Source organism: Saccharopolyspora ipomoeae (genome assembly GCF_029952525.1).
Lineage (GTDB): Bacteria > Actinomycetota > Actinomycetes > Mycobacteriales > Pseudonocardiaceae > Saccharopolyspora > Saccharopolyspora ipomoeae.
Genome location: NZ_JASAOF010000019.1, coordinates 86,129 through 113,124, shown reverse-complemented (window position 1 = coordinate 113,124; position 26,996 = coordinate 86,129). Strand labels below are relative to the sequence as shown.

26 protein-coding genes are annotated in these 26,996 nt (G+C 70.4%); 18 read left to right on the top strand and 8 right to left on the bottom strand.

Annotated features, from left to right (window positions below; translation table 11 throughout):
• Positions 1-35 precede the first annotated feature (35 nt).
• Positions 36-656, top strand: a complete 621-nt coding sequence (locus QFW96_RS23655; protein WP_281457917.1) for a TetR/AcrR family transcriptional regulator — start codon at positions 36-38, stop codon at positions 654-656.
• A 13-nt stretch (positions 657-669) separates the two neighbouring features.
• On the opposite strand, the gene QFW96_RS23650 is transcribed toward QFW96_RS23655, so the two are convergent.
• Positions 670-969 (bottom strand): DUF2530 domain-containing protein, encoded by a 300-nt coding sequence (locus tag QFW96_RS23650; RefSeq protein WP_281457916.1) that lies wholly within the window; start codon positions 967-969, stop codon positions 670-672.
• 64 nt (positions 970-1,033) lie between these two features.
• Between QFW96_RS23650 and QFW96_RS23645 the strand changes: the two genes are divergently transcribed.
• The 3 genes from QFW96_RS23645 to QFW96_RS23635 all read left to right on the top strand — a co-directional run bounded on the left by QFW96_RS23645 (position 1,034) and on the right by QFW96_RS23635 (position 4,508).
• A complete protein-coding gene (locus QFW96_RS23645) occupies positions 1,034-2,500 on the top strand; it encodes an NCS2 family permease (RefSeq protein WP_281457915.1) in 1,467 nt (488 codons plus the stop codon).
• A gap of 215 nt (positions 2,501-2,715) precedes the next feature.
• Positions 2,716-3,150, top strand: a complete 435-nt coding sequence (locus tag QFW96_RS23640) for a MarR family winged helix-turn-helix transcriptional regulator (RefSeq protein ID WP_281457914.1) — start codon at positions 2,716-2,718, stop codon at positions 3,148-3,150.
• 134 nt (positions 3,151-3,284) lie between these two features.
• Entirely contained in the window at positions 3,285-4,508 is a 1,224-nt protein-coding gene (locus QFW96_RS23635) for an MFS transporter (protein WP_281457924.1), read from the top strand.
• Positions 4,509-4,697: 189 nt separating this feature from the next.
• On the opposite strand, the gene QFW96_RS23630 is transcribed toward QFW96_RS23635, so the two are convergent.
• Positions 4,698-5,327, bottom strand: a complete 630-nt coding sequence (locus QFW96_RS23630) for a superoxide dismutase (protein ID WP_281457913.1) — start codon at positions 5,325-5,327, stop codon at positions 4,698-4,700.
• A gap of 86 nt (positions 5,328-5,413) precedes the next feature.
• Positions 5,414-6,910, bottom strand: coding sequence for a glutamate-cysteine ligase family protein (locus QFW96_RS23625; RefSeq protein WP_281457912.1), 1,497 nt, complete (start codon positions 6,908-6,910; stop codon positions 5,414-5,416).
• A gap of 666 nt (positions 6,911-7,576) precedes the next feature.
• Here QFW96_RS23625 and QFW96_RS23620 point away from each other — a divergent pair.
• Together QFW96_RS23620 and QFW96_RS23615 are read left to right on the top strand one after the other, a co-directional pair.
• On the top strand, positions 7,577-8,389 hold the full coding sequence (locus QFW96_RS23620; RefSeq protein ID WP_425524787.1) for a TrmH family RNA methyltransferase: 813 nt from the start codon (positions 7,577-7,579) through the stop codon (positions 8,387-8,389).
• On the top strand, positions 8,389-8,991 hold the full coding sequence (locus QFW96_RS23615; RefSeq protein WP_281457910.1) for a DUF2537 domain-containing protein: 603 nt from the start codon (positions 8,389-8,391) through the stop codon (positions 8,989-8,991). Before QFW96_RS23620 ends, QFW96_RS23615 begins: the two co-directional genes overlap by 1 nt.
• A gap of 52 nt (positions 8,992-9,043) precedes the next feature.
• Here the strand turns inward: QFW96_RS23615 and sepH are convergent, their stop codons facing one another.
• The 4 genes from sepH to QFW96_RS23595 form a co-directional block, all read right to left on the bottom strand.
• A complete protein-coding gene (sepH, locus tag QFW96_RS23610; protein WP_281457909.1) occupies positions 9,044-9,979 on the bottom strand; it encodes a septation protein SepH in 936 nt (311 codons plus the stop codon).
• Between the two features lie 283 nt (positions 9,980-10,262).
• Positions 10,263-11,405 carry a phosphoserine transaminase gene (gene serC / locus QFW96_RS23605; RefSeq protein WP_281457908.1) on the bottom strand — a complete coding sequence of 381 codons (1,143 nt, stop codon included), beginning with the start codon at positions 11,403-11,405 and terminating at the stop codon, positions 10,263-10,265.
• Positions 11,406-11,628: 223 nt separating this feature from the next.
• Entirely contained in the window at positions 11,629-12,585 is a 957-nt protein-coding gene (locus tag QFW96_RS23600) for an SEC-C metal-binding domain-containing protein (protein ID WP_281457907.1), read from the bottom strand.
• Between the two features lie 52 nt (positions 12,586-12,637).
• Complete coding sequence (locus tag QFW96_RS23595) at positions 12,638-13,750, bottom strand: citrate synthase 2 (RefSeq protein ID WP_281457906.1); 1,113 nt, start codon at positions 13,748-13,750, stop codon at positions 12,638-12,640.
• Between the two features lie 272 nt (positions 13,751-14,022).
• Here QFW96_RS23595 and QFW96_RS23590 point away from each other — a divergent pair, with 272 nt between their 5' ends.
• The 10 genes from QFW96_RS23590 to QFW96_RS23545 all read left to right on the top strand — a co-directional run bounded on the left by QFW96_RS23590 (position 14,023) and on the right by QFW96_RS23545 (position 23,931).
• Complete coding sequence (locus tag QFW96_RS23590; protein ID WP_281457905.1) at positions 14,023-14,325, top strand: urease subunit gamma; 303 nt, start codon at positions 14,023-14,025, stop codon at positions 14,323-14,325.
• Positions 14,326-14,338: 13 nt separating this feature from the next.
• A complete protein-coding gene (locus QFW96_RS23585) occupies positions 14,339-14,704 on the top strand; it encodes an urease subunit beta (protein ID WP_281457904.1) in 366 nt (121 codons plus the stop codon).
• Complete coding sequence (locus QFW96_RS23580; protein WP_281457903.1) at positions 14,701-16,428, top strand: urease subunit alpha; 1,728 nt, start codon at positions 14,701-14,703, stop codon at positions 16,426-16,428. Before QFW96_RS23585 ends, QFW96_RS23580 begins: the two co-directional genes overlap by 4 nt.
• On the top strand, positions 16,428-17,114 hold the full coding sequence (locus QFW96_RS23575) for an urease accessory protein UreF (RefSeq protein ID WP_281457902.1): 687 nt from the start codon (positions 16,428-16,430) through the stop codon (positions 17,112-17,114). Before QFW96_RS23580 ends, QFW96_RS23575 begins: the two co-directional genes overlap by 1 nt.
• Complete coding sequence (ureG, locus tag QFW96_RS23570; protein WP_281457901.1) at positions 17,104-17,814, top strand: urease accessory protein UreG; 711 nt, start codon at positions 17,104-17,106, stop codon at positions 17,812-17,814. The genes QFW96_RS23575 and ureG overlap by 11 nt, the downstream gene beginning before the upstream one ends.
• 93 nt (positions 17,815-17,907) lie before the next feature.
• The gene (locus QFW96_RS23565; RefSeq protein ID WP_281457900.1) at positions 17,908-18,663 is read left to right on the top strand and encodes an urease accessory protein UreD; all 756 of its coding nucleotides are present in this window, start codon (positions 17,908-17,910) and stop codon (positions 18,661-18,663) included.
• A gap of 289 nt (positions 18,664-18,952) precedes the next feature.
• Positions 18,953-19,606 carry a pyridoxamine 5'-phosphate oxidase gene (pdxH, locus tag QFW96_RS23560; protein ID WP_281457899.1) on the top strand — a complete coding sequence of 218 codons (654 nt, stop codon included), beginning with the start codon at positions 18,953-18,955 and terminating at the stop codon, positions 19,604-19,606.
• Between the two features lie 513 nt (positions 19,607-20,119).
• Positions 20,120-21,412 carry an MFS transporter gene (locus QFW96_RS23555; RefSeq protein ID WP_281457898.1) on the top strand — a complete coding sequence of 431 codons (1,293 nt, stop codon included), beginning with the start codon at positions 20,120-20,122 and terminating at the stop codon, positions 21,410-21,412.
• Positions 21,413-21,531: 119 nt separating this feature from the next.
• A complete protein-coding gene (locus QFW96_RS23550) occupies positions 21,532-22,926 on the top strand; it encodes an APC family permease (protein ID WP_281457897.1) in 1,395 nt (464 codons plus the stop codon).
• Positions 22,927-23,004: 78 nt separating this feature from the next.
• Positions 23,005-23,931 carry an aldose 1-epimerase family protein gene (locus QFW96_RS23545; RefSeq protein WP_281457896.1) on the top strand — a complete coding sequence of 309 codons (927 nt, stop codon included), beginning with the start codon at positions 23,005-23,007 and terminating at the stop codon, positions 23,929-23,931.
• A gap of 186 nt (positions 23,932-24,117) precedes the next feature.
• Here the strand turns inward: QFW96_RS23545 and QFW96_RS23540 are convergent, their stop codons facing one another.
• Entirely contained in the window at positions 24,118-25,257 is a 1,140-nt protein-coding gene (locus QFW96_RS23540; RefSeq protein WP_281457895.1) for an acyl-CoA dehydrogenase family protein, read from the bottom strand.
• Between the two features lie 125 nt (positions 25,258-25,382).
• Between QFW96_RS23540 and QFW96_RS23535 the strand changes: the two genes are divergently transcribed.
• Entirely contained in the window at positions 25,383-26,063 is a 681-nt protein-coding gene (locus tag QFW96_RS23535) for a TetR/AcrR family transcriptional regulator (RefSeq protein ID WP_281457894.1), read from the top strand.
• Positions 26,060-26,989, top strand: coding sequence for a carbohydrate kinase family protein (locus tag QFW96_RS23530; RefSeq protein WP_281457893.1), 930 nt, complete (start codon positions 26,060-26,062; stop codon positions 26,987-26,989). Before QFW96_RS23535 ends, QFW96_RS23530 begins: the two co-directional genes overlap by 4 nt.
• Positions 26,990-26,996: the final 7 nt, after the last annotated feature.

The window sequence follows — 26,996 nt, the reverse complement described above, 5'->3', positions numbered from 1 at the left end:
TCCGCTTAGCGGAAGTGAGAACGAAGGCGGGAGAAGTGACTCAGAACCTCCGCGCGGACGCGCGGGAGAACCGCGATCGGATCCTCGGCACCGCTCGCGAGCTGCTCTCCGAGCGGGGCTTGGGGATCTCGATGCGCGACGTGGCCCGGCACGCGGGCGTGGGGCCCGCGACCCTCTACCGGCGGTTCCCGACGAAGCAGGTGCTGGTCGACGCGGCGTTCGCCGATGAACTGCGCGCGTGCCGGCAGATCGTCGAAGACGGTTGCGCCGACCCGGATCCCTGGCGAGGTCTGACGACCGTGATCGAGGGCCTGAGCGTGCTCAACGCGCGGAACAGGGGGTTCGTCGACGCCTACATGTCGGCCGGAGGCCGGACGTCGCTGTTCGCCCGCCACCGCTCCGCCGTTCTGCGTCAGCTGGAGGCGCTCGCCGCGCGGGCGAAGCGGGACGGGAGTCTGCGAACCGATTTCAGCGTCGACGACCTGGTGCTCGTCCTGCTGGCGGGCCGCGGTCTGTCGTCGACGAGCCCTGAGGTGCGGACGGACGCGGCCCGTCGCTTCGCCGCGCTGGCGCTGGACGCGTTCCGCGCCGACAGCGGCAACGGGGCGCTTCCCCGGTGCCCGAGCCTCGTCGGTGAGGTGGCCCGGCTCTCGTGATTCGGGGGAGAAGTCAGGTGTCCAGGCCCGAGAGGCCCTGCCAGGAGCCTCGGGAGCCTCGGCGGGCGGCGCTGCGTTGCCAGCGGAAGACGCCGTAGCCGATGATGCCCAGCGTCGTTCCCGCGACGCAGCTGAAGAACTGGATGTCGAAGGTGCCGTCGACGAGGTCGCGCCAACCGAACAGCACCGCGCCCGCGAACCACAGGAAGGTGCCGAACAGGACCACCGGCGTCGGGTCCGCCAGCCTGCGCGGCAGCGAGGGGACCGGCCGGTGATCTGCCTCGGAGGGGGCGCGTTCGCCGTCTTGTACCACGTCAGGCAGGCTACTCCCGGTAACAACGGCCCGCGCACAGGCCACCGTGATGGGAAAGTTTCGTATGGTGGAGAGAACCGAGAGCAAGACCTCGCTGCTGGATCGCTACTTCAAGATCAGTGAGCGCGGATCCAGCGTGGGTCGAGAGGTGCGAGGTGGCCTGGTCACCTTCGTGACCGTCGCCTACATCATCGTGCTCAACCCGCTGATCCTCGGCAGCGATTCGCCGAGCGACGCCGGGGCCAAGCACGACGTGCTGGGCAACATCCTGCCGATCCCGCAGGTCGCGGCCGCCACGGCGCTGGTCGCCGGCGTGATGACGATCCTGTTCGGACTGATCGCCAACTACCCGTTCGCCATCGCCACCGGCCTGGGCATCAACACCCTGCTGGCCGTGACGATCGCGCCGCAGGTGACCTGGCCCGAGGCGATGGGTCTGGTGGTCGTCGACGGCATCGTCATCCTGATCCTGGTCGCGACCGGGTTCCGCACCGCCGTGTTCAACGCGGTGCCCGCCGATCTCAAGGCCGCGATCGCGGTCGGCATCGGTCTGTTCATCACCTTCGTCGGCCTGGTCGACGCCGGGTTCGTGCGGCGCCTGCCGGACGCGGCCGACACCACCGTTCCGGTGGGCCTGGGCATCGACGGCTCGATCGCCTCCTGGCCGACCGCGGTGTTCGTCTTCGGCCTGGTGCTGACCTCCATCCTGGTGGCCCGCAAGGTGCGCGGCGGCATCCTGATCAGCGTGGTGGTCACCACCGTCCTGTCGATCATCGTCGAGTCGGTCTTCCACGCCGGTTCCTCCAGCGACTCCGGTCAGACCGGCTGGAACCTCGGCTACCCGGCGCTGCCGGAGCAGATCGCCGGGATGCCGGACCTGTCGCTGGTCGGCGACATCTCCTTCGGCGCCTTCACCCGGTTGCCCGCGCTGGCCGCCGCGATGCTGGTGTTCACGCTGGTCCTGGCGAACTTCTTCGACGCGATGGGCACGATGACCGGCCTCGGCAAGGAGGGCGAGCTCACCGACGAGAAGGGCAACCTCCCGGGCATCGGCAAGGCGCTGGCCGTCGAGGGCCTGGGCGCGGTGGCCGGTGGTGTGGGCTCGGCGAGCTCCAACACGGTCTTCGTGGAGTCGGCTTCGGGCATCGCCGAGGGCGCGCGCACCGGTCTGGCCAACGTGGTCACCGGTGCGCTGTTCCTGGCGGCGATGTTCCTGACCCCGCTCTACCAGGTGATCCCGGTGGAGGCCGCGGCCCCGGCGCTGGTCGTGGTGGGCGCGATGATGCTCGCGCAGATCCGCCAGATCGACCTGTCGGACTTCACGGTCGCGCTGCCTGCGTTCCTGACCATCGCGGTCATGCCGTTCACGTACTCGATCGCCAACGGCATCGGTGCCGGGTTCGTCAGCTACGTGCTGCTGCGGACCTTCACCGGCAAGGCCCGCGAGGTGCACCCGCTGATGTGGGTCGTGGCGGCCGCCTTCGTCCTGTACTTCGCCTCCGGCCCGCTGAGCTCGGTGCTCGGGGTCTGAACCACTGCTGAAAGAGGCACTCGCGTCCAGGAAAACTCGGACGCGAGTGCCTCTTTTTCACGCTTCGGGCACGGGTTGTGGCCTGACCTTTTGGCGCTGCGAGCCATGTTCACGTCAAATGCTCCGTTCGGAGGCATCCGCTGGCTAAGGTATGCGACCACTGGTCGTCTGATCAGTTTGTCCGAATTCCCGAGATAGTTTGGTAGACTAACGACGTGTCCGATATCGCGGAGCGCGAACGCACCCTGGCAAGCCGCCTGCGGCTCGCGGTCGTTCGCCTGAACCGGCGGTTGCGCGCGCAGCGGGCCGATTCGGCCCTCACGCTGTCCCAGCTGTCAGCCCTGTCCTGCCTGCACAAGGCCGGCTCCATGACGCCGGGAGAGCTGGCGTCCAAGGAAGGTGTCCAGCCTCCCTCGATGACCCGGGTCATCGCGGCGCTGGAGGAGAACGGTCTGGTGGTCCGGCGACCGCACCCCACCGACGGCCGGCAGGCCATCGTCGAGGTGACCGAGCCCGGTGTCGCCCGAGTGGAAGAGGAAGTCACCATCCGCGAGCGATGGCTCGACCAGCACCTCGCGGAGCTCGACGCGGAAGAGCTGGAGGTGCTGTCCCGCGCCTCCGAGATCATCGACCGGCTGGCCAGTCGATGAGCGAGAGCTGAGAGGCGGTTCGCGGAAGCGTGGTTGACCAAGTTCGAAGGTCTGCGGAAGACGAGGACGCCGAAGACCCGGTCAACCGGCAGACGCCGTCCGCGACGGATCGGGAAGTGGACGCCGGCGGAGGGATGTTCCGCTCGCTGCGCGAGCGCAACTACCGCTACTACGCGTCCGGGCAGGTCGTCTCGCTGACCGGGACCTGGATGCAGCGGGCCGCGCAGGACTGGCTCGTCCTGGAGCTCTCCGGTGGAAGCCCGGCCGCGCTCGGCCTGGCCGTGGCGCTGCAGTTCCTCCCCACCCTCGCGCTCACGCTGTGGGCGGGGGTGTTCGCCGACCGGTTCGACAAGCGCCGGATCCTGATCGTCACGCAAAGCGCCCTGGGCCTCTGCGGCTTCGCGCTGGGGACGCTCGACGTGACCGGGATCGTCGCCCTCTGGCACGTCTACGTGCTGTGCTTCGTGCTCGGATGCTTCTCGGCGGTGAACGCGCCGGTGCGGCAGTCCTTCGTGGTGGAGATGGTCGGTCCCGCGCAACTGACCAACGCCGTCGCGCTGAACTCCATGACCTTCAACCTGGCCCGCATCGTCGGGCCTGCGATCGCCGGCGTCGCCATCACCGCCGTCGGCACCGGATGGGTGTTCCTGGTCAACGGGCTGAGCTCGGTGGCCGTGGTCGCCGGTCTCCTGCTGATGGACACCGCCCTTCTGCACCGCGCCACGGCAGTGGGCAAGGAACGAGGTCAGCTCCGGGCCGGCCTGCGCTACGTGCGCGGCCGCCCGGACCTGGTCGTCGTGCTGGTGCTGGTGTTCTGCATCGGCACCTTCGGGATGAACTTCGAGAGCACCTTCGCGGTGATCGCCCGCAACGTGTTCCACCACGACGCCGACGGCTACGGCATGCTCATCACGATGCTGGCCGTGGGCACGCTGACCGGCGCGACGCTGGCCGCCCGCCGCAGCGCCCGGCCCGGTTCCCGGCTGCGGCTGATGCTGGTCGGCGCCGGGGTGTTCGGGGCGCTGGAGGCGCTGGCCGGGGTCATGCCGTCCTACTGGCTGTTCGCGGCGACGCTGGTCCCGATGGGCGTCGCGGTCATGACCTTCACGACCAGTGCGAACTCGACCGTGCAGCTGGCCGTCGAGCCGACGATGCGAGGTCGCGTGATGGGCCTCTACATGTTGCTGTTCATGGGGGGCAAGCCGCTCGGCGGTCTCGCCTCGGGTTGGCTGGCGGAGGTCTTCGGGCCGCGCTGGCCGGTGCTGCTCGGCGGCCTGCTCTCGTTGGCCGCCGCGATCGGAGGCGCTCTCGTGCTGTCTCAGCAGCGCAAGAAGGGGTTGATCCAGCCACAAGGTTAGGCTAACCTAATACATGTCCGCTTCGTGGTGGGAGCGGTAGTCAGTTCGGGAACAGATCGAGCCCCGGCCTCCTTCGGGAGACCGGGGCTCGATCATTACCGGCGGCAAGAACTTGTCGGAGCACTCACCGCCGAGCCGGGGCCCACGATTTCAATGGAAGTCGGGTGCCCGATTCCCATTGAAATCGCGTCAGGCCGTGGGCAGGCGCAGGCCGTTGAGGCCCTTGCGGGCGTCGTCGAAGCGCTTGGCGACCTCGTCCCAGTTGACGACGTTCCACAGCTGCTTGACGTAGTCCGCCTTCACGTTGCGGTACTGCAGGTAGTAGGCGTGCTCCCAGATGTCGAACACCAGCAGGGGAGTGGTGGTGATCGACAGGTTGGAGTGGTGGTCGCGCAGCTGCTGGGTGATCAGCCGCTGACCGACCGGGTCCCACGCCAGCACGCCCCAGCCGTTGCCCTGGATCGTGGTCGACACCGCCTCCATCTGGGCGCGGAACTTGTCGAACGAGCCGAAGTCCTGGTCGATGGCCGCCGCCAGCTCGCCCGTCGGCTTGTCGCCGCCGTTCGGGGACAGGATCTTCCACCACACCAGGTGCATCGAGTGCCCGGCGAGGTTGAACGCCAGCGTGGTCTCCAGGCCGACGATCGAGGAGAAGTCGCCCTTGTCGCGCGCCTCGGCGATCTTGTCGATCGTGTCGTTCGCGCCCTTGACGTAGGTGGCGTGGTGCTTGCTGTGGTGCAGCTCGTTGATCTCCCCGGAGATCGCCGGCTCCAACGCCGCGTAGTCGTAGTCCAACTCCGGCAGCACGTACTCGGGCACCGGGGTCTCCCTCCGTAGTCGACACCATCTGGTTGTTGCCACCCTATGGCAATTGCTCAAGGGTGGCTACAGGTGCCCTCGGAGCGTCAGCCCGCCGGCCAGCTGTGCACCGGATCGCCGTTGTCGGCCAGCTCGATGTAGCGGCGCAGCATCGACGTCAGCGCGGCATGGCGATCCGCGCCGTCGGCCTCCAGCCGCGCGACCGCGTCCCGCTGCCAGGTGGCGCCGTTGCGGCGGTTCAGGCACCGCTGCTCGATGACGCCGAGGTAGCGGGAACGCGCCTCGTCGGAGACCCCGCAGGCCGCGAGCCCCTCGTGGGCCATCGGCAGCAGGCGGCGCAGGACCAGCTCGTCCGGCCTGACCCAGCCCGAACCCGGCCAGTAGAGGTGCGCGTCGAAGCCGTGCCGGGCGCCCGCGTAGAAGTTCTCCTCGGCCGCCGCGAACGACATCTGAGTCCAGAGTGGACGATCATGCTCGGTCAGCGCGCGCTGCGCGCCGTAGAAGAACATCGCGTTCGCCACGATGTCGACCACCGACGGGCCCGCGGGCAGCACCCGGTTCTCGATCCGCAGGTGCGGCACACCGTCGACCAGGTCGTAGACCGGGCGGTTCCAGCGCCAGATCGTGCCGTTGTGCAGCCGCAGCTCGTTGAGCTTCGGGGCGCGGCCGTTGTCCAGCGCGGCCACCGGATCCTCTTCCTCCGGTTCCGGCAGCAGTGCGGGGAAGTAGCGGACGTTCTCCTCGAACAGGTCGAAGATCGAGGTGATCCACCGCTCACCGAACCACACCCTCGGCCGCACGCCCTGGTTGCGCAGCTCCGTCGGGCGGGTGTCGGTGGCCTGCAGGAACAGCGGGATCCGCGTCTCGTGCCAGAGCGCCTTGCCCAGCAGGAAGGGGGAGTTCGCGCCGAGCGCGACCTGCACGCCCGCCAGGCACTGGGCGGCGTTCCAGTGCGCCGCGAAGTCCTCCGGAGCCACCTGCAGGTGCAGCTGCACCGACGTGCACGCCGACTCCGGCGCGATCGAATCCGCGTAGGAACGCAGCCGTTCCGGTCCCGCGTCGGCCAGCGGAACGCCCTCCATGTCCAGCAGCATCTCCTCGCCGCGGGCCATGATGATCTGGTCGTTGAGCACTGAGTAGCGCGGATTGCTCGTCAGCGTCGACGGGTCGAAGTGCAAGCTGCTCAGCGTCGGTAACGACCCGATCATGGCGATCTTCGCGCCCGCGTCGTGCGCCCCGGCGTCGGCTCTGCGCAACGCCGCCCGCACGCCTTCCTCCAAGCGCAGCGCGCTGTCGCCGGCGAGCACCCGCGGTTCGACGTTGAGCTCGATGTTCTGCTGCCCCAGCTCGGTGGTGAAAATCGCCTCGCTGATTTTCTCCAGCACCACCACGTTGTTCATCGACGGCTGCATGTGCTCGTCCACCAAGCACAATTCCATCTCCAGCCCCATCTGTTGATGGGGGAAGGAGAATTCACCATCGGCGAGCATGCGGGCCAGGGCGTCCAGTCCGCGTTGCATCTTGTTCCGATAGCGTTGCCGATCAATCGGTTTGAAGGATCGATCGTCCACGTGCCGTCCCATGCCGTCTCCCCTTTATCGGCAGCACGTCAGCGCCCAGCGCTGGGGGAACCACCGTGACACATCCCCACCTGCGGAGCCAGCGGCCAAAACGGTGTCAGCCGCGCAACGCCCCCACCTCGCGAACGCGCACGGCATTCAGCCTTTCCCGCTCCGCTGAAACGCGTTGAAATGGGCCGCCGGGAGCATTCCCGCGCGCTGTTCGGTGTTGCCCGCACGGGCAATCGGTCCAATCCGAGCCGGAAGTGGACGGCAACCAGTCCACCGCGATCCGGAGGCCCCGGCATCACGCAGCGTCGCCCTCTCGTCTGTTGGGGCGAGAACTTTCCCACCACTTCCGCGCGGCACTCGCGAAGTTCTCACGACCACCGCACGAGCAGGTCTGAACAAATCCCCCGAGGCGAATCCGAAATCGTGCATAACGCCACATCCATTCCCGTCACCGACCCCAACCCCGCAACACCAAGGCCCCCTTTCACCCACCGATTCCCGACCCCGCCAGGAGGAAGGGAACCTTCCTGTCATCGCCGCGGGCGAGCGGGGGAACCTTCCTGTCACGTCCCCGCGGGCGGGCGGGCGCGTGCGTGGGAACCTCTCGCTCATGCCGGACCCCGACGTGGGGAGCGTGGGAACCTTCCTGTCACCGGCGGTCGCGGTGCGGATGGGACAATGCCCGTCGTGGCGGAGATGGTCGAGATCAGCGACGTCGACGATCCTCGGGTCGACGACTTCCGCGATCTGTCCCGCGCGGACCGCAGGCCGGACCGGCCCGGCGGGCGCGGGCTGGTGATCGCCGAGGGCGTGGTGGTGGTCGAGCGGTTGCTCGCCTCGCCCTACCCGGTGCGGGCGTTGTTCGGGGTGCGTCGCCGGATCGAGGAGCTGGCCGAGGCCACCGCCGGGCTCGACGTGCCCGCCTACGCCACCGACGCCGACGTGATGGCGCGGGTCGTCGGGTTCCACCTCAACCGCGGTGTGCTCGCGGTGGCCGACCGGGCGCCGGTCGTCGACCCCGCCGAGCTGATCGGCCGCGCGCAGCGGCTGGCCGTGCTCGAAGGCATCGGCGACCACGAGAACCTCGGGGCGCTGTTCCGCAACGCCGCCGCGCTCGGCGTCGACGGCGTGCTGCTCGGCGCCGGGTGCTCGGACCCGCTCTACCGGCGCAGCGTGCGGGTGTCGATGGGGCACGTGCTGCGGGTGCCCTTCGCCCACCTCGAATCCTGGCCCGCCGACCTGAAGATGCTCCGCGAGGAGGGGTTCCGCATCGCCGCGCTCACCCCGCGCGGGGACTCCCGGCCGTTGCGCGAGGCCGGGCTGGATCGCGGGAAGACCGCCGTCCTGCTCGGGTCGGAAGGCCCGGGGCTGACCGACGAGGCCATCGAGGCCGCTGACGTCGCGGTGCGGATCCCGATGGCCCACGGGGTCGATTCGCTCAACGTCGCCACGGCCGGGGCCATCACCTTCCACGCGCTGAGCGGGACCTGATGGACGCCGGTTGGGAGCTGCACGCGCGGTCCGGACGCGCCGTGCTGGTGCGCGGCGACGGCGCCGAGTACGACCCGGCGCGGCTGCGGCTGCCCGAGGCGCTCGTCGCGGCGCTGCACGAGTGGGCCGGCGTGGCCGAGCTCGTGCAGAACGGCGAGTCGGCGCAGACCGGGGAGATCGTGTCCCGCCGCGGACGGCAGCTGGCGACGCGACTCGCCGCCGAGACCGGTGGCCGCGTCGGCTACGTCGATCCGCTCAGCGGGGAACTCGCCCAGATCGGGCGGCCGCGTTCGGCTCAGGCGATTCGCCGCGGCGGACGCCCGGTCGCGCCGGTGAACCCGACGCCGTGGGGTACCGGGCTGATGATCAGCGCGGTCATCGCGGCGATCGTGGCCGTGACGCTCGGCGTCGTCACCCAGGGGCTGGCCGACGTCAGCGGCGTTCTCGCGCTGTTCGTCAACATCGCCATCGCCGCCGGGTTCGCGCCCTCGATCTGGCTGGGCCGCAACGTGCCGGTCTGGCGCTGGGTCGCCTTCGGGACCGCGGCGGGCCTGGTGATCTCCTGGATCGTCGGGCTGCTCAGCCTGCTCGGACCCGGCTGAGAACGAGAAACGGCCAGGCCGCGAAGGCCTGGCCGTTCTTCGGTGAACCTGCTCAGCGGTGCGAGCGGACGCCCAGCAGCACGTCCTCCCACGACGGCACTATCGGGTGGCTCTTGCGGGCGTTGCGCTTGGGCTCGGCCTTGGTGTCCTCGGCGGACTCGGTCTCGGCCTTGGCCGGTTCCTCGATCGGCTCCGGGGTTTCCAGGTCCAGCGTCGGTTCGGCGGGCTCGACGGGCTCCGGTTCCGGTGGTTCGACGCGCTGCAGCGTCGGCTCGGCGCGGGCCGCCGGGGCCTCGGGCAGCACGGGCTGCGGCTCCGGCTCGATCGGCGCCGGGCCCGGCTGCTGGTCGAGCTGCAGCGCTTCGCGGGCCAGCTCGGTCACCGGTCGGACCGTGCGCAGCGGCCGGTTCGGCGACGGGTCGAGCAGGTCGACCGCGTGCTCGTCGAGCGAGGCGACGGTGCCGCCGTGCGCGCCGGGGTGGAACACCCAGTGCGCGCTGTTCTCCGAGCGACCGGCCTGCCAGGACAGCTGCACGACCCACTTGTTGTCGTCGCCGCGCCAGGCGTCCCAGTTGGCCTCGGTGTACTCGTGGCCGCGCATCCCGAAGGTGTGCGCGATGACCTCGCCGAGCGTCTGCACGTCGGGGCCGTCCTCGCGGACCGGGTGGGCGCGCTGGGCCATCTCGGCGATCTGGGCGCGTTCGAGCAGCACCGGGTACGCGTAGCGCTCGATGCGGTGCTCGGGCAGGCCCGAGGTGGCCGCTATCTGGGCGACGGACGCGCCGGAGCGGATGCGGGCCTGGATCTCGCGCGGCCGCATCTGCTGCTCCATCTCGATCTGCACCTGGCCCAGCCGGGTGAGGTCGCCGCGGGAAGCCGCGCGCAACCGCTCGTCGGCGGGCACGGTGAATCGCTCACCGTTCTCCGGGTCCTCGCAGATGACGGATTCACCGTCCTCGTCGAGCCCGACCACTCGCAGCGCTCGCATCACGCCAGCCTCCCGCCGACCTACATGTCACCAAGCTGTGACAGTAACCCGGCGCGCCGCCTTGACGCGGGAGGCACGCCGGGTACTCGTGTCGTTCGTTGGTCGCCCTGTCGGCTTCGATCTTGCCCTATGCGCGCGGGTCGCGCGAATGAGTTGAACTACTCAACTCCTGCGACCATCACTCGTGGTGATCAACTTCGTCGCTGATCGCGACCGCGAAACGGCAACGGCCGCCGGGGAAATCCGCAGGTCGCGGATGTCGCCCGACGGCCGCATAGCGCGATCAGGACAGCTTTGAAATCACCCAGTCGATGGACTTGGTCAGCTGGGTGATGTCGTCCGGCTCGATGGCCGGGAACATGCCGATCCGCAGCTGGTTGCGGCCCAGCTTGCGGTACGGCTCGGTGTCGACGATGCCGTTGGCGCGCAGCGCCTTGGCGATCGCGGCGGCGTCGATCGAGTCGTCGAAGTCGATGGTGCCGACGACCTGCGAGCGCTTCGCCGGGTCGGTGACGAACGGCGTCGCGTGCTCCGAGGCCTCCGCCCAGTCGTAGAGGCGCTTCGAGGACTCCTTGGTGCGCGCGTCGCACCAGGACAGGCCACCCTGGCCGTTCATCCACTCGATCTGGTCGGCCAGCATGAACAGCGTGGCGACCGCCGGCGTGTTGTAGGTCTGGTCCTTGCGCGAGTTGTCCAGCGCGGTCGGCAGCGACAGGAACTCCGGCACCCAGCGGTCCGAAGCGCCGATCTCGTTGACCCGCTCGATCGCGGCCGGGCTCATCGCGGCCAGCCACAGCCCGCCGTCGGAGGCGAAGGACTTCTGCGGAGCGAAGTAGTAGACGTCCACGTCCGAGGCGTTGAAGCCCAGACCACCGGCGCCCGAGGTGGCGTCCACGGCGATCAGCGCGTTCTCCGAGCCCGCCGGGCGGGACGGCGGCAGCATGACGCCGGTGGAGGTCTCGTTGTGCGCCCAGCCGATCAGGTCGACGCTCGGGTCCGACACCGGCTCCGGGGCGTCACCCGGCTCGGCGGAGACCACGACCGGGTCGCCGAGGAAGGGAGCGGTCTTGGCGGCCTTGGCGAACTTCGAGGAGAACTCGCCGTAGGTCAGGTGCAGCGAGCGCTCGCGGATCAGACCGAAGGTCGCGGCGTCCCAGAACGCGGTGGTGCCGCCGACGCCGAGCACGACCTCGTAGCCCTCGGGCAGCGAGTACAGCTCCCGCAGTCCCTCGCGGACCCGTCCGACCAGGGACTTCACCGGCTTCTGGCGGTGGGAGGTGCCCATCACCGCGGCGCCCTCGTTCGCCAGCCGCGCGAGCTGCTCCGGGCGCACCTTGGAAGGTCCGCAGCCGAATCGGCCGTCCGAGGGCTGGAGTTCGTCGGGCAGCTTCAGGGTCGTCGGGTCGGTGGTCTCGGCCTGCGTCATTCCGGCGCCTCCGGGCGTTGTTGTGGTGACTGTGCGGGTCGGTGAGAATCCCGTCCCCGCGCGCCAGTGGCCAGGTCCGCCGGCGCCATTGCCGGCTCGGCTCAAGTGTTGCAGCAGGGTTACCGCGCGGTGTCCGGCGGCTGCTGCCGCACCGCAACTTACTGCTGTTCGCCTCCCCGGCCAACCACACTGTGGCCCAGAAGGCCCGTTCGAGTCGGACTGATCAGGCGAATCCGGGCGCTCCGCAGCACTTCTTGTACTTGCGTCCCGAGCCGCACCAGCAGGTGTCGTTGCGGCCCGGTGGCCAGGGGAGATACCGGCCGTCGTGGGCCTCCTCGAAGACGAAGTCGTCAGGGGCCTCGGGGTCGGCCGGGTCGATGCCGAAGGAAGCGGCGAACTCCTCCACGGCGGTGACGGTCGTGGGAACCAGGCAGGCGCCCGTGGGGACGTCGGCGAGCTCGCGCTGCACCGAGCGCCGGTAGTCCTCGTGCGTCGTGCCCTCGTTCCACCACTCCGGGTGCTCGGCGACCGAGCGGGCGAACTCCTCCGCGGTCCACAGCGGGACCGGGTAGAGGGTGAGGGAGAGGTTCCCCTCCTCGTCCACGAGTCCGTCGAGGTCGCCTTCCTCGTCGGTGAGCCGGTGGATCCCCTCGCTCACCTCCTCGTGGTGCGCGGCGCAGCGCTGGACGAACTCGTCCATCGCGTCGGCGGGCATGCCCTGGTCGCGGCGGGCGTGCCAGCGCTCCATGAGCAGGTCGAACCCCTGATCGGTGGCCTCCAGCGGCTCGTCCAGCGACGGGACGATGTGGTTCGCGCCCGCGTTGAGCCAGCGCATCCCCTCGGCGACGTCGCCCGAGGCGGCGAAGCCGTAGTGGACGTCCATGTAGGTCATCGCGACCTTGCTCGGCGTGCGGCGCAGCTCGTCGAGCAGTGGCGCGGCCTCGTCGGTGCGCCCGTGGGTGAGCAGGTAGGCGATGTAGGCGCCCTTGCCGCTGAGCGGACCGGCGTCGACGTCGAGCTTGAATGCCCTGGTCACGGCGTCGCGCTCGCGTTCGTGCTCGTCGGCCAGGTGCCAGTTCTCGGCGGCCTGGACGAGTTCGGAGCACGGATCGTCGCAGAGCGCCGCGTCCTCCTCGAGGGCCTGGGCGTTCTGGACGTGCACACTCCGCGAATCGGTCACGAGCTCAAGGTAAACCCCGGTGGGCCGGTCATCGGACCGGCCCACCCGGGGCTCACACGGGTGCGATGACCTGCGTGATCGTGTCCCAGCCCGCGACGTCCTGCGGGGAGCGCGGGGCCGGGCCGACGTACTGCGCCGACGGCCGGACCAGGCGCCCGGTCTTCTTCTGCTCCAGGACGTGCGCCGACCAGCCGGCGAGCCGGGCGGCGGTGAACATCGAGGGCATCATCGTCGTCGGCACCTGGGCGAAGTCGAGGACGACGGCCGCCCAGAACTCCACGTTGGTCTCGATCTGGCGGTCGGGTCGCCTTTCGCGCAGCTCGGCCAGCGCGGCCTGCTCCAGCTCGCGGGCCACCTCGAAGCGGGGGGCCTTGAGCTGGTCGCAGGTGTTGCGCAGGACGCGGGCGCGCGGGTCCTCGGCGCGGTAGACGCGGTGCCCGAACCCCATCAGCCGGTCACCTCGGTCGAGGATGTCGGCCACCACCCGGCGGGCGTCGCCGGTGCGCTCGACCTCCTCGATCATCGGCAGCACCCGGGCCGGGGCGCCGCCGTGCAGCGGGCCGGACATGGCGCCGACCGCACCCGACAGGCTCGCGCCCACGTCGGCGCCGGTGGAGGCGATGACGCGGGCGGTGAAGGTCGAGGCGTTGAGCCCGTGCTCGGCCGCCGACACCCAGTAGGCGTCCAGCGCCTGCACGTGGGCCGGGTCGGGCTCGCCGCGCCACCGGGTCAGGAACTGCTCGGTGGTGGTCCTGGCCTCGGCGATGCGGGCGTGCGGGACCGGCGCCTGGTCGCCGCGCGCGGACTGGGCGATGTAGGACAGGCCGAGCGAGCAGGCCCGCGCGAGCTGCTCGCGCACCTGCTCCGCCTCGATGTCGAGCACCGGCTCGAAGCCGAAGGCGGGTGCGGTCATGGCCAGCGCGGCCTGGGCGTCGGCCCGCACGTCGCCGGTGCGGACCGGCAGCGGGAGGTCCTCGGCGAGCGGCAGCCCACCGCCGAAGGCCCCGTCGACCAGGAGCGTCCAGACGTCGCCGAAGGAGACCGTGCCCACCAGGTCCTCGATGTCCACGCCTCGGTAGCGCAGCGCGCCACCGTCCCGGTCGGGTTCGGCGATCTCGGTCTGGAAGGCGACCACGCCTTCCAAGCCGGGGCGGAATTCGCTCATAGCTGCCTCGTCTCCTGGTCGTAGGGGTGCGCGCGTGCGGTTGGGCGGGCGGCGTGGCGGGGGTGTCCGCCCACAGTGCACCGCCGGGGGAAGAACCGGCAATGGAGTCGGGGTGGGAAAAAATTCCGAGATGAGTTGACGCGGGGGGAATGGATGGTTTTGCTCCCCGTGGAAAAATTCCGGAAAAATTGTTGTTTCGCAACGTGGCGATCCGGACGAATCGGTCGTCTGATCAGGGGCTGACCCCACCCGGGTGTGTTAAGGATTCAGACATGCACCTCGCCCCGCACGAGCGCGACAAGCTGCTCGTCTACGTCGCAGCGCAACTGGCCCGCGAACGGATGGACCGCGGCCTCAAGCTCAACCACCCCGAAGCGATCGCGCTGATCACCCACCACGTCGCCGAGGGCGCCCGCGACGGGCGCACCGTGGCCGAGCTCATGCAGAGCGGGCGCGAGGTGCTGCGCGCCGACCAGGTGCTCGACGGGGTGCCGGAGATGATCCACGACGTGCAGGTCGAAGCGACCTTCCCGGACGGGACCAAGCTCGTCACCGTCCACGACCCGATCACCTGAGCAGGAGCCGCGCATGCGTCCCGGCGAGATCATCACCGCCGACGAGCCGATCCCGCTGAACCCCGGCGGGCAGCGCGTCCGGCTCACCATCGTCAACCGCGCCGACCGGGCCGTGCAGGTCGGCTCGCACTACCACTTCGCCGCGGTCAACCCCGGCCTGGAGTTCGACCGCGCCGCCGCGTGGGGCCACCGGCTCGACGTGCCCTCGGGCACCGCCGTGCGCTTCGAACCCGGCGTGGAGCGCGAGGTCGACCTGGTGCCGATCGGCGGGGCCCGGCTGGTGCGCGGGCTGCGCCCGGAGTTCGCCGGTGAGCTCGACCAGCGGGACCACCAGGCCCGCGACTTCGCCTACGGGCAGAAAGGTGAGGGAACCCGGTGAGCACGCCCTCCATCGACCGATCCCGCTACGTCGAGCTGTTCGGCCCCACCACCGGGGACCGCATCCGGCTCGCCGACACCGACCTGCTCATCGAGATCACCGAGGACCGCAGCCGCGGCCCCGAGGGCTCCGGTGAGGAGGCCGTGTTCGGCGGCGGCAAGGTCATCCGCGAATCGATGGGCCAGTCCGTGGCCACGCGCGCCGAGGGAACGCCCGACGTGGTGATCACCGGAGCGGTGATCCTGGACCACTGGGGCGTGGTCAAGGCCGACGTCGGCATCCGCGACGGCCGCATCGTCGGCATCGGCAAGGCCGGCAACCCCGACGTCGCCGACGGGGTGGACCCGGCGCTGGTCATCGGCCCGTCCACCGAGATCGTCGCGGGCAACGGCCGGATCCTCACCGCGGGCGGCATCGACTGCCACGTGCACTTCATCTGCCCGCAGGAAGCCGACACCGCGCTGGCCAGCGGCATCACCACGCTCATCGGCGGCGGCACCGGTCCCGCCGAGGGAAGCAAGGCCACCACCGTCACGCCCGGGGCCTGGAACCTCGCGCGGATGATGCAGTCGATGGACCACGTGCCGGTCAACGTGCTGCTGCTCGGCAAGGGCAACACCACGCGCGGGGAAGCGCTGCTGGAGCAGCTGCGCGCCGGGGCCGGTGGGCTCAAGATCCACGAGGACTGGGGCGCCACGCCCGCCGTCATCGACGCCTCGCTGCGGGCGGCCGAGGAGACCGGCGCGCAGGTCGCCATCCACACCGACACGCTCAACGAGACCGGCTTCCTGGAGTCCACGCTCGCGGCCATCAACGGCCGGTCGATCAACGCCTACCACGCCGAAGGCGCCGGTGGCGGGCACGCGCCGGACATCATCAAGGTCGCCGCGGCCGCGAACGTGCTGCCCTCCTCGACCAACCCGACCCGGCCGCACACCGTCAACACCATCGACGAGCACCTCGACATGCTCATGGTGTGCCACCACCTCAACCCGTCGGTGCCCGAGGACCTGGCCTTCGCGGAGAGCCGCATCCGGCCCTCGACGATCGCGGCCGAGGACGTGCTGCACGACCTCGGCGCCATCTCGATGATCAGCTCCGACGCCCAGGCGATGGGCCGCATCGGCGAGGTCGTGCTGCGCACCTGGCAGACCGCGCACGCCATGAAGCGGCGCAGGGGTTCCCTCGACGGCGACACCCGCGCCGACAACAACCGGGCCCAGCGCTACGTCGCGAAGTACACGATCAACCCGGCCCTGGCGCACGGCATCGCGGGCGAGGTCGGCTCCGTGGAGGTCGGCAAGCTCGCCGACCTGGTGCTGTGGGAACCGCAGTTCTTCGGCGTCCGCCCGCACTCGGTGCTCAAGGGCGGGTTCGCGGCGTGGGCGGCGATGGGTGACGCGAACGCGTCCATCCCGACCCCGCAGCCCTACGTGCTCCGGCCCAGCTTCGGCTCGGCGCCGCGCACCGCCGCCGCGAGCAGCTCGTTCTTCGTGGCGCCCGCGTCGCTGGACGACGGCCTGGCCGAGCGGCTGGAGCTGAGCTCGCGGATGACCGCGATCGAGAGCACCCGCGACGTCACCAAGGCCGACATGGTGCGCAACTCGGCGACCCCCGACATCCAGGTCGACCCCGACAGCTTCGCGGTCCGCGTCGACGGCGACCTCGTCGAGCCCGACCCGGTCCGCGAGCTGCCGATGGCGCAGCGCTACTTCCTGTTCTGATGGGAATCGCTGCGCTGGCGCTGGCCGACTCCCGGTTCCCCGGGGGCGGCCACGCGCACTCCGGCGGCGTCGAGGAAGCCGCCTCGCGGGGACTCGTCAACAGCGTTGCCGACCTGCGGGAATTCATGCGCGGCAGGCTCTTCGGCGCGGGTTCGGGGCAGGCGGTCTTCGCCGCCGCCGCGACCCACGCCGCGCTCCGCGGTGTCCACACCGGACACTGGGCGGAGCTGGACGTCGAGTTCGACGCCCGCACCCCGTCCCCGGCGCAGCGGGAGGCCTCGCGCGCGCAGGGGAAGGGGATGCTCCGCGCCGGCCGGGCCGCCTGGCCCTCGCCGACGCTCACCGAACTGGTGGCCGCGACGCCGCGACCACACCACCCGATCGTGCTGGGCGTGCTGGCGGCGACCGCCGGGTCGTCGCCCCGGGAGGTCGCGCTGACCGCCGGATACCTGGCGATCAGCGGACCCGCCTCGGCCGGTATCCGGCTGCTGGGGCTGGACCCGTTCGCGGTCAACGCGGCGCTCGTTGAGCTCTCCGCGGAGCTCGACGAGATCGCCGACGAGGCCGCCCGGCTCGCGGGCACCGCCCCGGCCGAGCTGCCCGCGCCCGGTGCCCCGGCGCTGGACCTGCTCGCCGAGGCGCACGATCGTCATCACCGGGAAGAGGTGCGTCTCTTTGCTTCCTGATCACGGCCGCGGACACGGCCACACGCATCCGGTCGGGTTCGACCCGACCGCCGCCGGACCCGATCCGCACGCGGCGACGCCGCAGCGCGGCAGGCCGTTCCGGCTGGGCATCGGCGGCCCGGTGGGCAGCGGGAAGACGGCGCTGACCGCCGCGCTGTGCCGCGCGCTCGGTCAGGAGATCGACCTGGCGGTGGTCACCAACGACATCTACACCACCGAGGACGCCGACTTCCTGCGCAAGGCGGGTGTGCTCGACGTCGACCGGATCGAGGCGGTGCAGACCGGGGCCTGCCCGCACACCGCGATCCGCGACGACATCACCGCCAACCTCGACGCCGTCGACCGGCTGACCGACCGGCACCCGGGCCTGGAGCTGGTGATCGTGGAGAGCGGCGGCGACAACCTCACCGCCGTGTTCAGCCGTGGCCTGGCCGACCGGCAGATCTTCGTCGTCGACGTCGCGGGCGGGGACAAGGTCCCCCGCAAGGGCGGTCCGGGCGTCACCACGGCGGACCTGCTGGTCATCAACAAGGTCGACCTCGCCGAGCTCGTCGGCGCCGACATGGACGTGATGGTCTCCGACGCCCACCGCATGCGCGGGAACCTCCCGGTCATCACCCAGTCCCTGACCCGCACCCCCAACGCCCCCGACGTCGCCGCGTGGGTTCGCGACCAGGTGAAGGTCGGCATCGGTGCGTGAGCTCGGCAGCGGACGGCCCTTCCTCGAATCACCCGTGATCGAAGTCCCTTCCGCCCGGACGGTCTGGGCGAGAACCGTCCCCGGCGAAGCGCGATGAAGGCCACCGCCCTGCTGTCCGTCGAGCTCTCCGGCGACCGCGCGGTCGTCCGCGAGCTGCGCTCGCAGGCCCCGATCACGCTGGTGCCGCGCCGCACCGCCACCGCCGGTGGCCGGACCGCCGTCGTCCACCTGGTGAACTCGGCCGCGACCCCGCTCGGCGGCGACCACGTCGACCTGCGGGTGCGGGTCGGGGCCGGAGCCCGGCTCCGGCTCGCCGGGACGGCGGCGACCGTCGCCCTGCCCGGCCGTGGGAGCAGCCGTTCCACCGTGCGCATCGAGGTCGACGAGGGCGGCGCGGTCGAGTACCTCCCCGAGGCCTCGGTGATCAGCTCGCGGGCCGATCACGAGTCGGAGCTGATCGTCGAGCTGGCCGCCGGTGCGCGGGCGCGGTGCCGGGAGACCTTGGTGCTCGGGCGATACGGGGAACCTTCCGGTCACCTGGTCGCCTCGACGCACCTCACGCGGTCGGGCGTTCCCCTGCTGCGGCAGCGGCTCGACCTCGGCGACGCGCGGATGGCGGCCAGCACCGGCTACCTCGCGGGCGCGCGCGTGCTGGCCACCGAGACCGTCGCGTGGGACCGCGACCCGCTCGACCCGGCCAGCGGCCAGTGGTGGTCGCTGGCGCCGCTGGCCGCTGGGGGAGCGCTGGCGACCGCGGTCGCCGACGACGCGGTCACGGCCGACCGCCGCCTGGCGGAGGCCCTGTCCCATCATCCGGACGCGAAGGACCTGGTCCTGCCGATCTGGTGACGTGGGGTGAGCGAAAGGTTCCCCTGCTCGCGTCCCAGCGCAACGGCTGTTCGGGTGACGTGAGGGCGGTGTGGGAACGATCACTGCATCGGTTGCGGAATCGATCGTGATCTATCGTCGATTCGGCTCCCGTTCCGATCCCGTTTACCGTCATAGCGAAATGGCCGGGGCGCATCGCGCGCGTCGGTCTCGTCCAACCCGTACCGTCCGGCGCTGGGGCGAAGTGCGTCCAGGCCGGAATGTCGAAGTCGAGTCGTGCCGTTCGCCGGACGAGTCAGGGAGGAAGAGGATGTCGGAGGCCAAGGTCGCGATGCCGTCCATGCGCGTGTCCTACGAAGCGGGGGCGCTGCACGAGGACTCGCTCGCCGGCACCTGGCACGAGCAGCTGCAGCTGTGGTTCGACGAGGCCCTCGCCGCGGAGCTGGTCGAACCCAACGCGATGGTGCTGGCCACCGCGGACCCGGAGGGCTTCCCGTCGTCGCGGACCGTGTTGTGCAAGGGCTTCGACGAGCGCGGCGTGGTGTTCTTCACCAACTACACCTCCAACAAGAGCCACGACCTGAAGTCGACTCGCGTCGCGGCGGCGACGTTCCCGTGGCTGGGTCTGCAGCGCCAGGTCAACGTGCGCGGCGAGGTCGAGAAGGTCACCCCGGCCGAGACCGCCGAGTACTGGGCCGAGCGCCCGCGCGGTTCGCAGCTGGGCGCCTGGGCGTCGCCGCAGTCGCGCGTGGTCAACGGCCGCGAGGCGCTGGAGAACTCGCTCAACGGCATCGAGCGCCGCTTCGGCGACGCCGAGAAGGTCCCGGTCCCGCCGCACTGGGGCGGCTGGCGGATCCGGCCGGACTACGTCGAGTTCTGGCAGGGCCGCCCCGACCGGCTGCACGACCGGCTGCGCTTCCGCCGCAACGACGACCGCTGGACCGTCGAGCGCCTCGCCCCCTGACCGAAGTTCTCATGAAAACCTCCCTCCCCATCTCCACCCAGGAGATGGGGAGGTTTTCATGAGAATTGTCCCTCCCCACCACAAGTCTCGATCGGGTGTGGGAGGACGAAGTTTTCATGAAAACTTCCCCCATCACCCAGGGTCTCGACGGGACCCCGAGGAGACGAGGTTTTCATGAGAACTGCGGTCTCCCCCTTGGGGGCTAGAGGTTGTGACGTGGGGTTTCGTGGGGATCCCGGTCTCCACTCCGGGGTCTGGAGGGGTTGTGGGGTGGGGGAAGTTTTCATGAGAACTTCCCCCGTCACGTTCGGGTGTTGAGGTTGTGGGGACGGGGACAGTTTTCATGAAAACTGTCCTCCCGATCTCGGGTCTCGACGGGGTTCTGGGGACGAGGTTTTCATGAAAACCGTCCCTTCCTCCGGGGATCTCGACCAGGTGTGGGTGGGGAGGTCGGTCACATGCGGTGGAAACGAGTGGTCCATTAGCTTCGCGAAGGACTAGGCTGCTGCGTTCGTGCGGCAGAGCAGCGGAACCCTTCCCCGGCGCAGCGTCAAGTCCTTGCTCGGCAAGGTCTTCATCGACACCCGACCGCTGCAGTACCCGGCCTACCGGCGGCTGTGGCTGTCCAACATCGTCACCGCGGTCGGTGCCCAGTTCTCCGCCGTGGCCGTGCCCAAGCAGCTCTACGACATCACAGGCTCGTCGTTCTACGTCGGGCTCGCGGGCATCTTCGGCCTGGTCCCGCTGCTGGTGTTCGGCCTGTGGGGTGGGGCGATCGCGGACTCCGTCGACCGCCGCAAGCTGCTGATCATCACCAACGGCGGCCTCGCGGGAACCTCCGTGCTGCTGTGGCTGGTCGCCTACGCGGGCATCCCGTCGGTGTGGCTGGTGCTGGTGCTGTTCGCGCTCCAGCAGACCTTCTTCGCGGTCAACTCGCCGACCCGCGGTGCCGCCATCGCGCGGCTGATCCCCACCCACCTGCTCCCGTCCGCGCAGGCCCTGGGCGCCACCGTCTTCCAGCTCGGATCGATCGTCGGACCGCTGCTGGCGGGAGTCCTGCTGCCGCTGCTGGGGCTGTCCGTGCTGTACCTGGTGGACGCGATCGCGCTGTGCCTGGCGCTGGTGGCGGTGTTCCGGCTGCCCGCGCTGCCGCCGCAGGACGGCGCGCCGAAGAAGGCCGGGCTGCGCTCGGTCCTCGACGGCTTCCGCTACCTCGGCCTGCACGCGGTGCTGCTGGCCTCGTTCCTGCTGGACATCATCGCGATGGTCTTCGGCATGCCGCGCGCGCTGTTCCCGGAGATGGCCGAGCGCACCTTCGGCGACCCGCCGGGCGGCGGGGCCGCGCTCGGCTGGCTGTACGCGGCGATCCCGCTGGGGGCCTTCTTCTTCGGGCTGTTCTCCGGCTGGCTGCACCGCATCGCCCGGCACGGCGTCGGCGTGACCGCGGCCGTCGTGGCCTGGGGCGTGGCGATCATCGGCTTCGGGTTCGCCGACTCGCTGTGGCTGGCGGTGCTGTTCCTGGCGCTCGGCGGCGGAGCGGACCTGATCAGCATGGTCTACCGGAGTTCGATCCTGCAGGCCGCGGCGACCGACGAGATGCGCGGCCGCATCCAGGGCGTGTTCACCGTCGTCGTCGCGGGCGGCCCGCGGCTCGCCGACACCCTGCACGGGGTGGCCGGTGCCGCGCTGGGCACCGGTGCCGCGGTGATGATCGGGGGAGTGCTCGTGGTGGTGGCCGCAGCTCTGTCGGCGGTGTGCCTGCCCGCGTTCTGGAAGTACCGCGCCCCCACCGGCGACGGCGCGTGACCTGATCGGGACGGAGCGTCCGGATTGGGCACTCCGCCACGCCTGCGCCACCCGACGGAGTGCGTTTCGACCAGGGGCGGGCAGACAAGCCCGAAACGGACCCTGCACACTGCTCAGCTATGGCCAACGAAACGTCCGTCAACGCGCCTGGCGGTGCGCAGGAGCCCGGCCTCAAGAAGGTGATGGGCCCCAAACTGCTTCTCTTCTTCGTGGTCGGAGACATCCTCGGGACCACGATCTATTCGTTGACCGGGAAGGTCGCCGACAAGGTCGGCGGAGCGCTCTGGGTGCCGTTCCTGGTCGCGTTCGTGGTCGCGTTCCTGACCGCGTTCAGCTACCTGGAGCTGGTCGGCAAGTACCCGAGGGCCGGTGGTGCGCCGCTGTACGTGCACAAGGCGTTCGGCATCCACTTCGTGACGTTCCTGATCGCCTTCGCGGTGATGTGCTCCGGCATCACCTCGGCCTCGTCGGCCGCGCAGGCGTTCAGCGGTGACTACCTGAGCGGCATCTTCGGCGAGGGCGTCGAGCCCTACTCGTGGATGGTCGCGCTCGGCTTCCTGCTGCTGCTCGCCGCGATCAACTTCCGCGGTGTCGGCGAGTCGGTGAAGATGAACGTGGTCCTGACCTGCGTGGAGCTGTCCGGTCTGGCGATCGTGATCGTGTTCGGCCTGATCGCCATCTTCGGCGGCAGCCACAGCGCCGACATCACCCCGGACCCGAGCAGGCTGACGCAGTTCGACTCCGGCAGCTCGCCGCTGCTGGCCGTCACGTCGGCCACCGCGCTCGCGTTCTTCGCGATGGTCGGCTTCGAGGACTCGGTGAACATGGCCGAGGAGACCAAGGACCCGGCGAAGAACTTCCCGCGCGCGCTGCTCCTGGGCATGATCATCACCGCGACGATCTACCTGATCATCGCGCTGATCACCTCGACGCTGGTGCCCACCGAGGAGCTCGCCGAGTCCGACGGACCGCTGCTGCTGGTGGTCAAGGCCGCCGCCCCGTGGTTCCCGCCGGTCCTGTTCTCGCTGATCGCGCTGTTCGCGGTCACCAACACCGCGCTGATCAACATGCTGATGGCCAGTCGGCTCGTCTACGGCATGGCCAACGAGGGAGTCGTCCCGGGCGCGTTCGGCAAGGTCCACAAGGGCCGTCGCACGCCGTGGGTGTCGATCCTGTTCACCAGCATCATCGCCATGATCCTGGTGAGCTCGCTGGAGATCTCGGACCTCGGCAGCACCACCTCGCTGCTGCTGCTCGTGGTCTTCGCCGTGGTCAACGTGGCGGTGCTGGTGCTGCGCAAGGACGAGGTCGAGCACGAGCACTTCAAGGCCCCCACCTGGGTTCCCGTGCTGGGCGCGCTGACCTGCGTGTTCTTCGCCAGCCCGCTGTCCGGGCGGCCGGCCACCGAGTACATCATCGCCGGCATCCTGCTGGGCATCGGCGTGATCTTCTGGCTGATCAACTACTTCATCAAGGGCAAGACGGACTTCGACGCCGAGGCGCTGAGCAAGTAGTCCCCTTCGACGATCGGGAGGCGGTTCCCGGTGCCGTTCGCGGTGCCAGGAGCCGCCTCCTGGTCGTAGAGTGGCGGCGTGCATGATCCTCTTCCCGCCACCGGCAGGCAGTTCGAGATCGCCTCGGGGACCGCGAAGGCGGTCATCACCGAGTTCGGCGCTGCGCTGCGCTCCTACACCGTCGACGGCGTGCCGTTCACCGAGACCTTCGACGCCGACCACCTCCCGCCGTCCGCGGCGGGCGCGGTGCTGGTGCCGTGGCCGAACCGGGTCGCCGACGGCCGCTGGGTGCTCGACGGCGAACCGCAGCAGCTCGCGCTGACCGAGCCCGACCGGCACAACGCCATCCACGGCCTGCTGCGGCACGAGCCGTGGTCGATCGTCGAGCACACCGACTCCGCCGTCGTGCTGCAGGCGACCGTCTCACCGCGTCCGGGCTGGCCGGTGCCGCTGCTGACGTCCATCGGCTACGCGCTCGACGGCGACGGGCTCACCGTGACCCACACCGTCGAGAACCTGGGCGGGCGCGCGGTCCCCTTCGGCGTCGGGGTGCACCCGTACCCGCGCGCGGGTGCCGTCGAGACCGACGAGTGCACGCTGCGCCTGGCGGCCTCGACCGTGCTGCCCGTCGACGCCGACCGGCTGCTGCCGGTCCGCCCGCCCCGGGCGCTGGAGGGGGACGAGGTCGACTTCCGCACCGGCCGCCGCCTCGCCGGTGTCTGGCTCGACACCGCCTTCGGGGGCGCCGCCCCGGCCCCCGACGACCCGGCGGGACTGGTCCGGCACTCGCTGACCGGCCCGGACGGCCGCGGCGTCCAGCTCTGGGCGGACCCGGTGTTCAAGTGGGTCCAGGTCTACACGGCCGAGGACTTCCCGGAGCGCGGCCGGGCGGTCGCCATCGAACCGATGACCTGCCCGCCGGACGCCCTCAACTCCGGCACCGACCTCATCACCCTGAACCCGGGCGAAGCCTGGACAGCCCACTGGGGCCTATCGCCCCTCTGACCTGCGGGGAAGTCTTTTTCTTCAGGTGTGGGACTCAGCCCGCACCGCCGCGGGTTCTGACACGTCTTCTGGTGAGGACAGCCGAAGCGCCGTGAATTGGTCATACATCAGTCTCGGATCCCGGAGCCAGAAGGCGTGTCAGGTTCCGCTACCCGCACCGCCAAGCAGAGTGACCACACGGCTCGTTCATCCAGCCAGGTGGCGGCCGATGACCATGCGTTGGATCTGGTTGGTGCCCTCGAAGATCTGCAGGACCTTCGCCTCGCGCATGTAGCGCTCGGCGGGGAAGTCGCGGGTGTAGCCGGCGCCGCCGAGGACCTGCACCGCGTCGGTGGTGACCTTCATCGCCGCGTCGGTGGCCACGAGCTTGGCGACCGACGCCTGCTCGCCGAAGGGGAGTCCCGCGTCGCGGCGGCGGGCGGCGTCGAGGTAGGTCGCGCGGGCGGAGTGGATGGCCGCGGCCATGTCGGCCAGCATGAACTCGATCCCCTGGAACCGGATGATCGGCTGCCCGAACTGCGTGCGCTGCTTGGCGTAGTCCACCGCCAGGTCCAACGCGGCCTGGGCGAGCCCGACGGCGCAGGCCGCGATGCCCAGGCGACCGGAGTCCAGCGAGCACAGCGCGATCTTGAGCCCGTCGCCCTCCTCGCCGAGCAGCCGGTCGGCCGGGACGTGGGCGTCCTCGAAGTACAGCGGTGTCGTCGGTGACCCGGTGAGTCCCATCTTGTGCTCGGGCGGGCCCGCCGTCAGGCCCGAGGTGGTCGAGTCGACCAGCAGGCAGCTGATGCGGTGCGGGCCGTCGCCGGTGCGGGCCATGAGCGTGTAGAAGTCCGCCTCGCTGCCGTGGGTGATCCACGCCTTCTGCCCGTTGACGACGTAGTCGTCACCGCTGCGCTCGGCGCGGGTGCTCAGCGCGGCGGCGTCGGAGCCGGCGTGCGGCTCGGACAGCGCGTAGGCGCCCAGCAGCGAGCCGCCGATCATCTCCGGGAGCCACCGTTCGCGCTGTTCAGCGGTGCCGAAGCGGGACAGCGGGTAGCAGCTCATGGTGTGCACCGACAGGCTCACGCCGACCGTCATCCAGGCGCTGCTGATCTCCTCCAGCACCTGCAGGTACACCTCGTAGGGCTGCGCGCCGCCACCGTGCTCCTCCGGGTAGGGCAGGCCCAGCAGCCCGGCCTCGCCGAGCAGGCGGAACGCGTCGCGCGGGAACTTCCCGGCGGCCTCGTCCTCGGCGGCGCGGCCGGCGAGTTCATCGCGGGCGATCTCGCGGGTCAACGCGAGCAGGTCTGCGGCTTCCTCGGTCGGAAGAAGACGGTCAACGGTCATGGCGCGCTCCCGCGGTCCAGTGTGCGTAGCCGGTGTGCGTACTGCAACCAGTACTGTAGGCGGTACTGCAGTACTGTGAAAAGGTCTGCTCGGATGCCTAGAGTTCCTGTGGCAGGCTTTCGCTGATGAGCACCTCCCGAGCCGAGCGGACGCTGAACCCGAGACGAGCCGACCTGCTGGACCGGCTCCGCGATCTGTTCCTGGCCGAGGGGTTCGCCCACTTCACCCTCGACGACCTGGCGGGCAGGCTCCGCTGCTCGAAGTCGACGCTCTACACGCTGGCCGGCAGCAAGGACCAGCTCGCGGTCCGCGTCGTCGCGCACTACTTCAAGAACGCCACCGAGGACATCGAGCGCCGCACCGGCGCCGCCGAGGACGCCCGCGAGAAGGTGCGCGCCTACCTCGACGCGGCCGCCGAGGCGCTGCGCCCCGCCTCGCGGGAGTTCATCAACGACATGGCCGCCAACCTCGCGACCCGCGCCACCTACGAGGCCAACGCGCACGCCGCGGGAGACCGCCTCCGCGGGTTCATCTCCGAGGGCGTGCGGCAAGGTGTGTTCCGCGAAGTCCACGCGGGCTTCGTCGGTGAGATGGTCGGCCGGACCATCGCCGGCATCCAGCGCGGCGAGATCGGCGAGCGCACGGGTTTGTCCGACGCCGCCGCGTTCGCCGCGCTGTCGCAGTTCCTGCTGGGCGGACTGGCCCAGGACGAGAAGCCCGAAGCGGACCCGCTCGAAGCGGACCCATCAGAAGTGGACCCGTTAGAAGTGGACCCATCAGAAGTGGACACAGTGGAGGAAAAGTGATCGTCATCGGCGGAGAGGCCCTCGTCGACCTCGTGCCGGATCCGTCCACCCCGGACGGTGAGCTCGGCCCGCTGCACCCGTTGCTCGGCGGCGGCCCGTACAACGTGGCCATCGCGCTGGGCAGGCTCGGTGCGCCTGTCGCGTTCTACGCGAAGCTGTCCACCGACCAGTTCGGCGACCGGATGCTGCAGCGGCTCACCGAGTCCGAAGTGGACACGTCGCTGGTGCAGCGCGGCCCGGAGCCCACGACGCTGGCCGTCGTCGGGCTGGAGCCCAACGGTTCGGCCCGCTACAGCTTCCACACCGAGGGCACCGCCGCGCGGTTCGTCGCCGACCGGCCGCTGCCGGTCGAGACCACCGCGTTGTGCCTGGGCACGCTGGGCATGGTGCTCGAACCCGGCGCCACCACCTACGAGAAGGCGCTGTTCCGCGAGGCCGAGCGGGGCGTGTTCATCGCGCTGGACCCCAACGTCCGCGCCGACCTCATCGCCGACCCGGACGCCTACCGCGCGCGATTCGCCTCCTGGTTGCCCTCGGTCGGGCTGCTCAAGGTCTCCGACGACGACGCCGAATGGCTCGCTCCCGGCCGCGACGTGCTCGACGCGGCCCGCGAGTGGCAGTCGCGAGGACCCGCCGCAGTGGTGGTGACCAGGGGTGCTGACGGGATCACCGCGGTCACCTCCGAGGGCGAGATCACGGTGCCCGGCCGCCGCGTCGAGGTCGCCGACACCATCGGCGCGGGCGACACCGTGCAGGCCGCGCTGCTGGCCTGGCTGGACCGCAACGGCGCGCTGTCGCCGGAGAAGGTCCGCGCGCTCGACGCCGAGCAGTGGGAGCGGGCGCTGGCGTTCGCCGCGTCCGCCGCGGCGATCACCGTCTCGCGCGCGGGGGCCGAACCGCCGTGGTCCTCGGAGCTCGATGCGTGATCGAAAT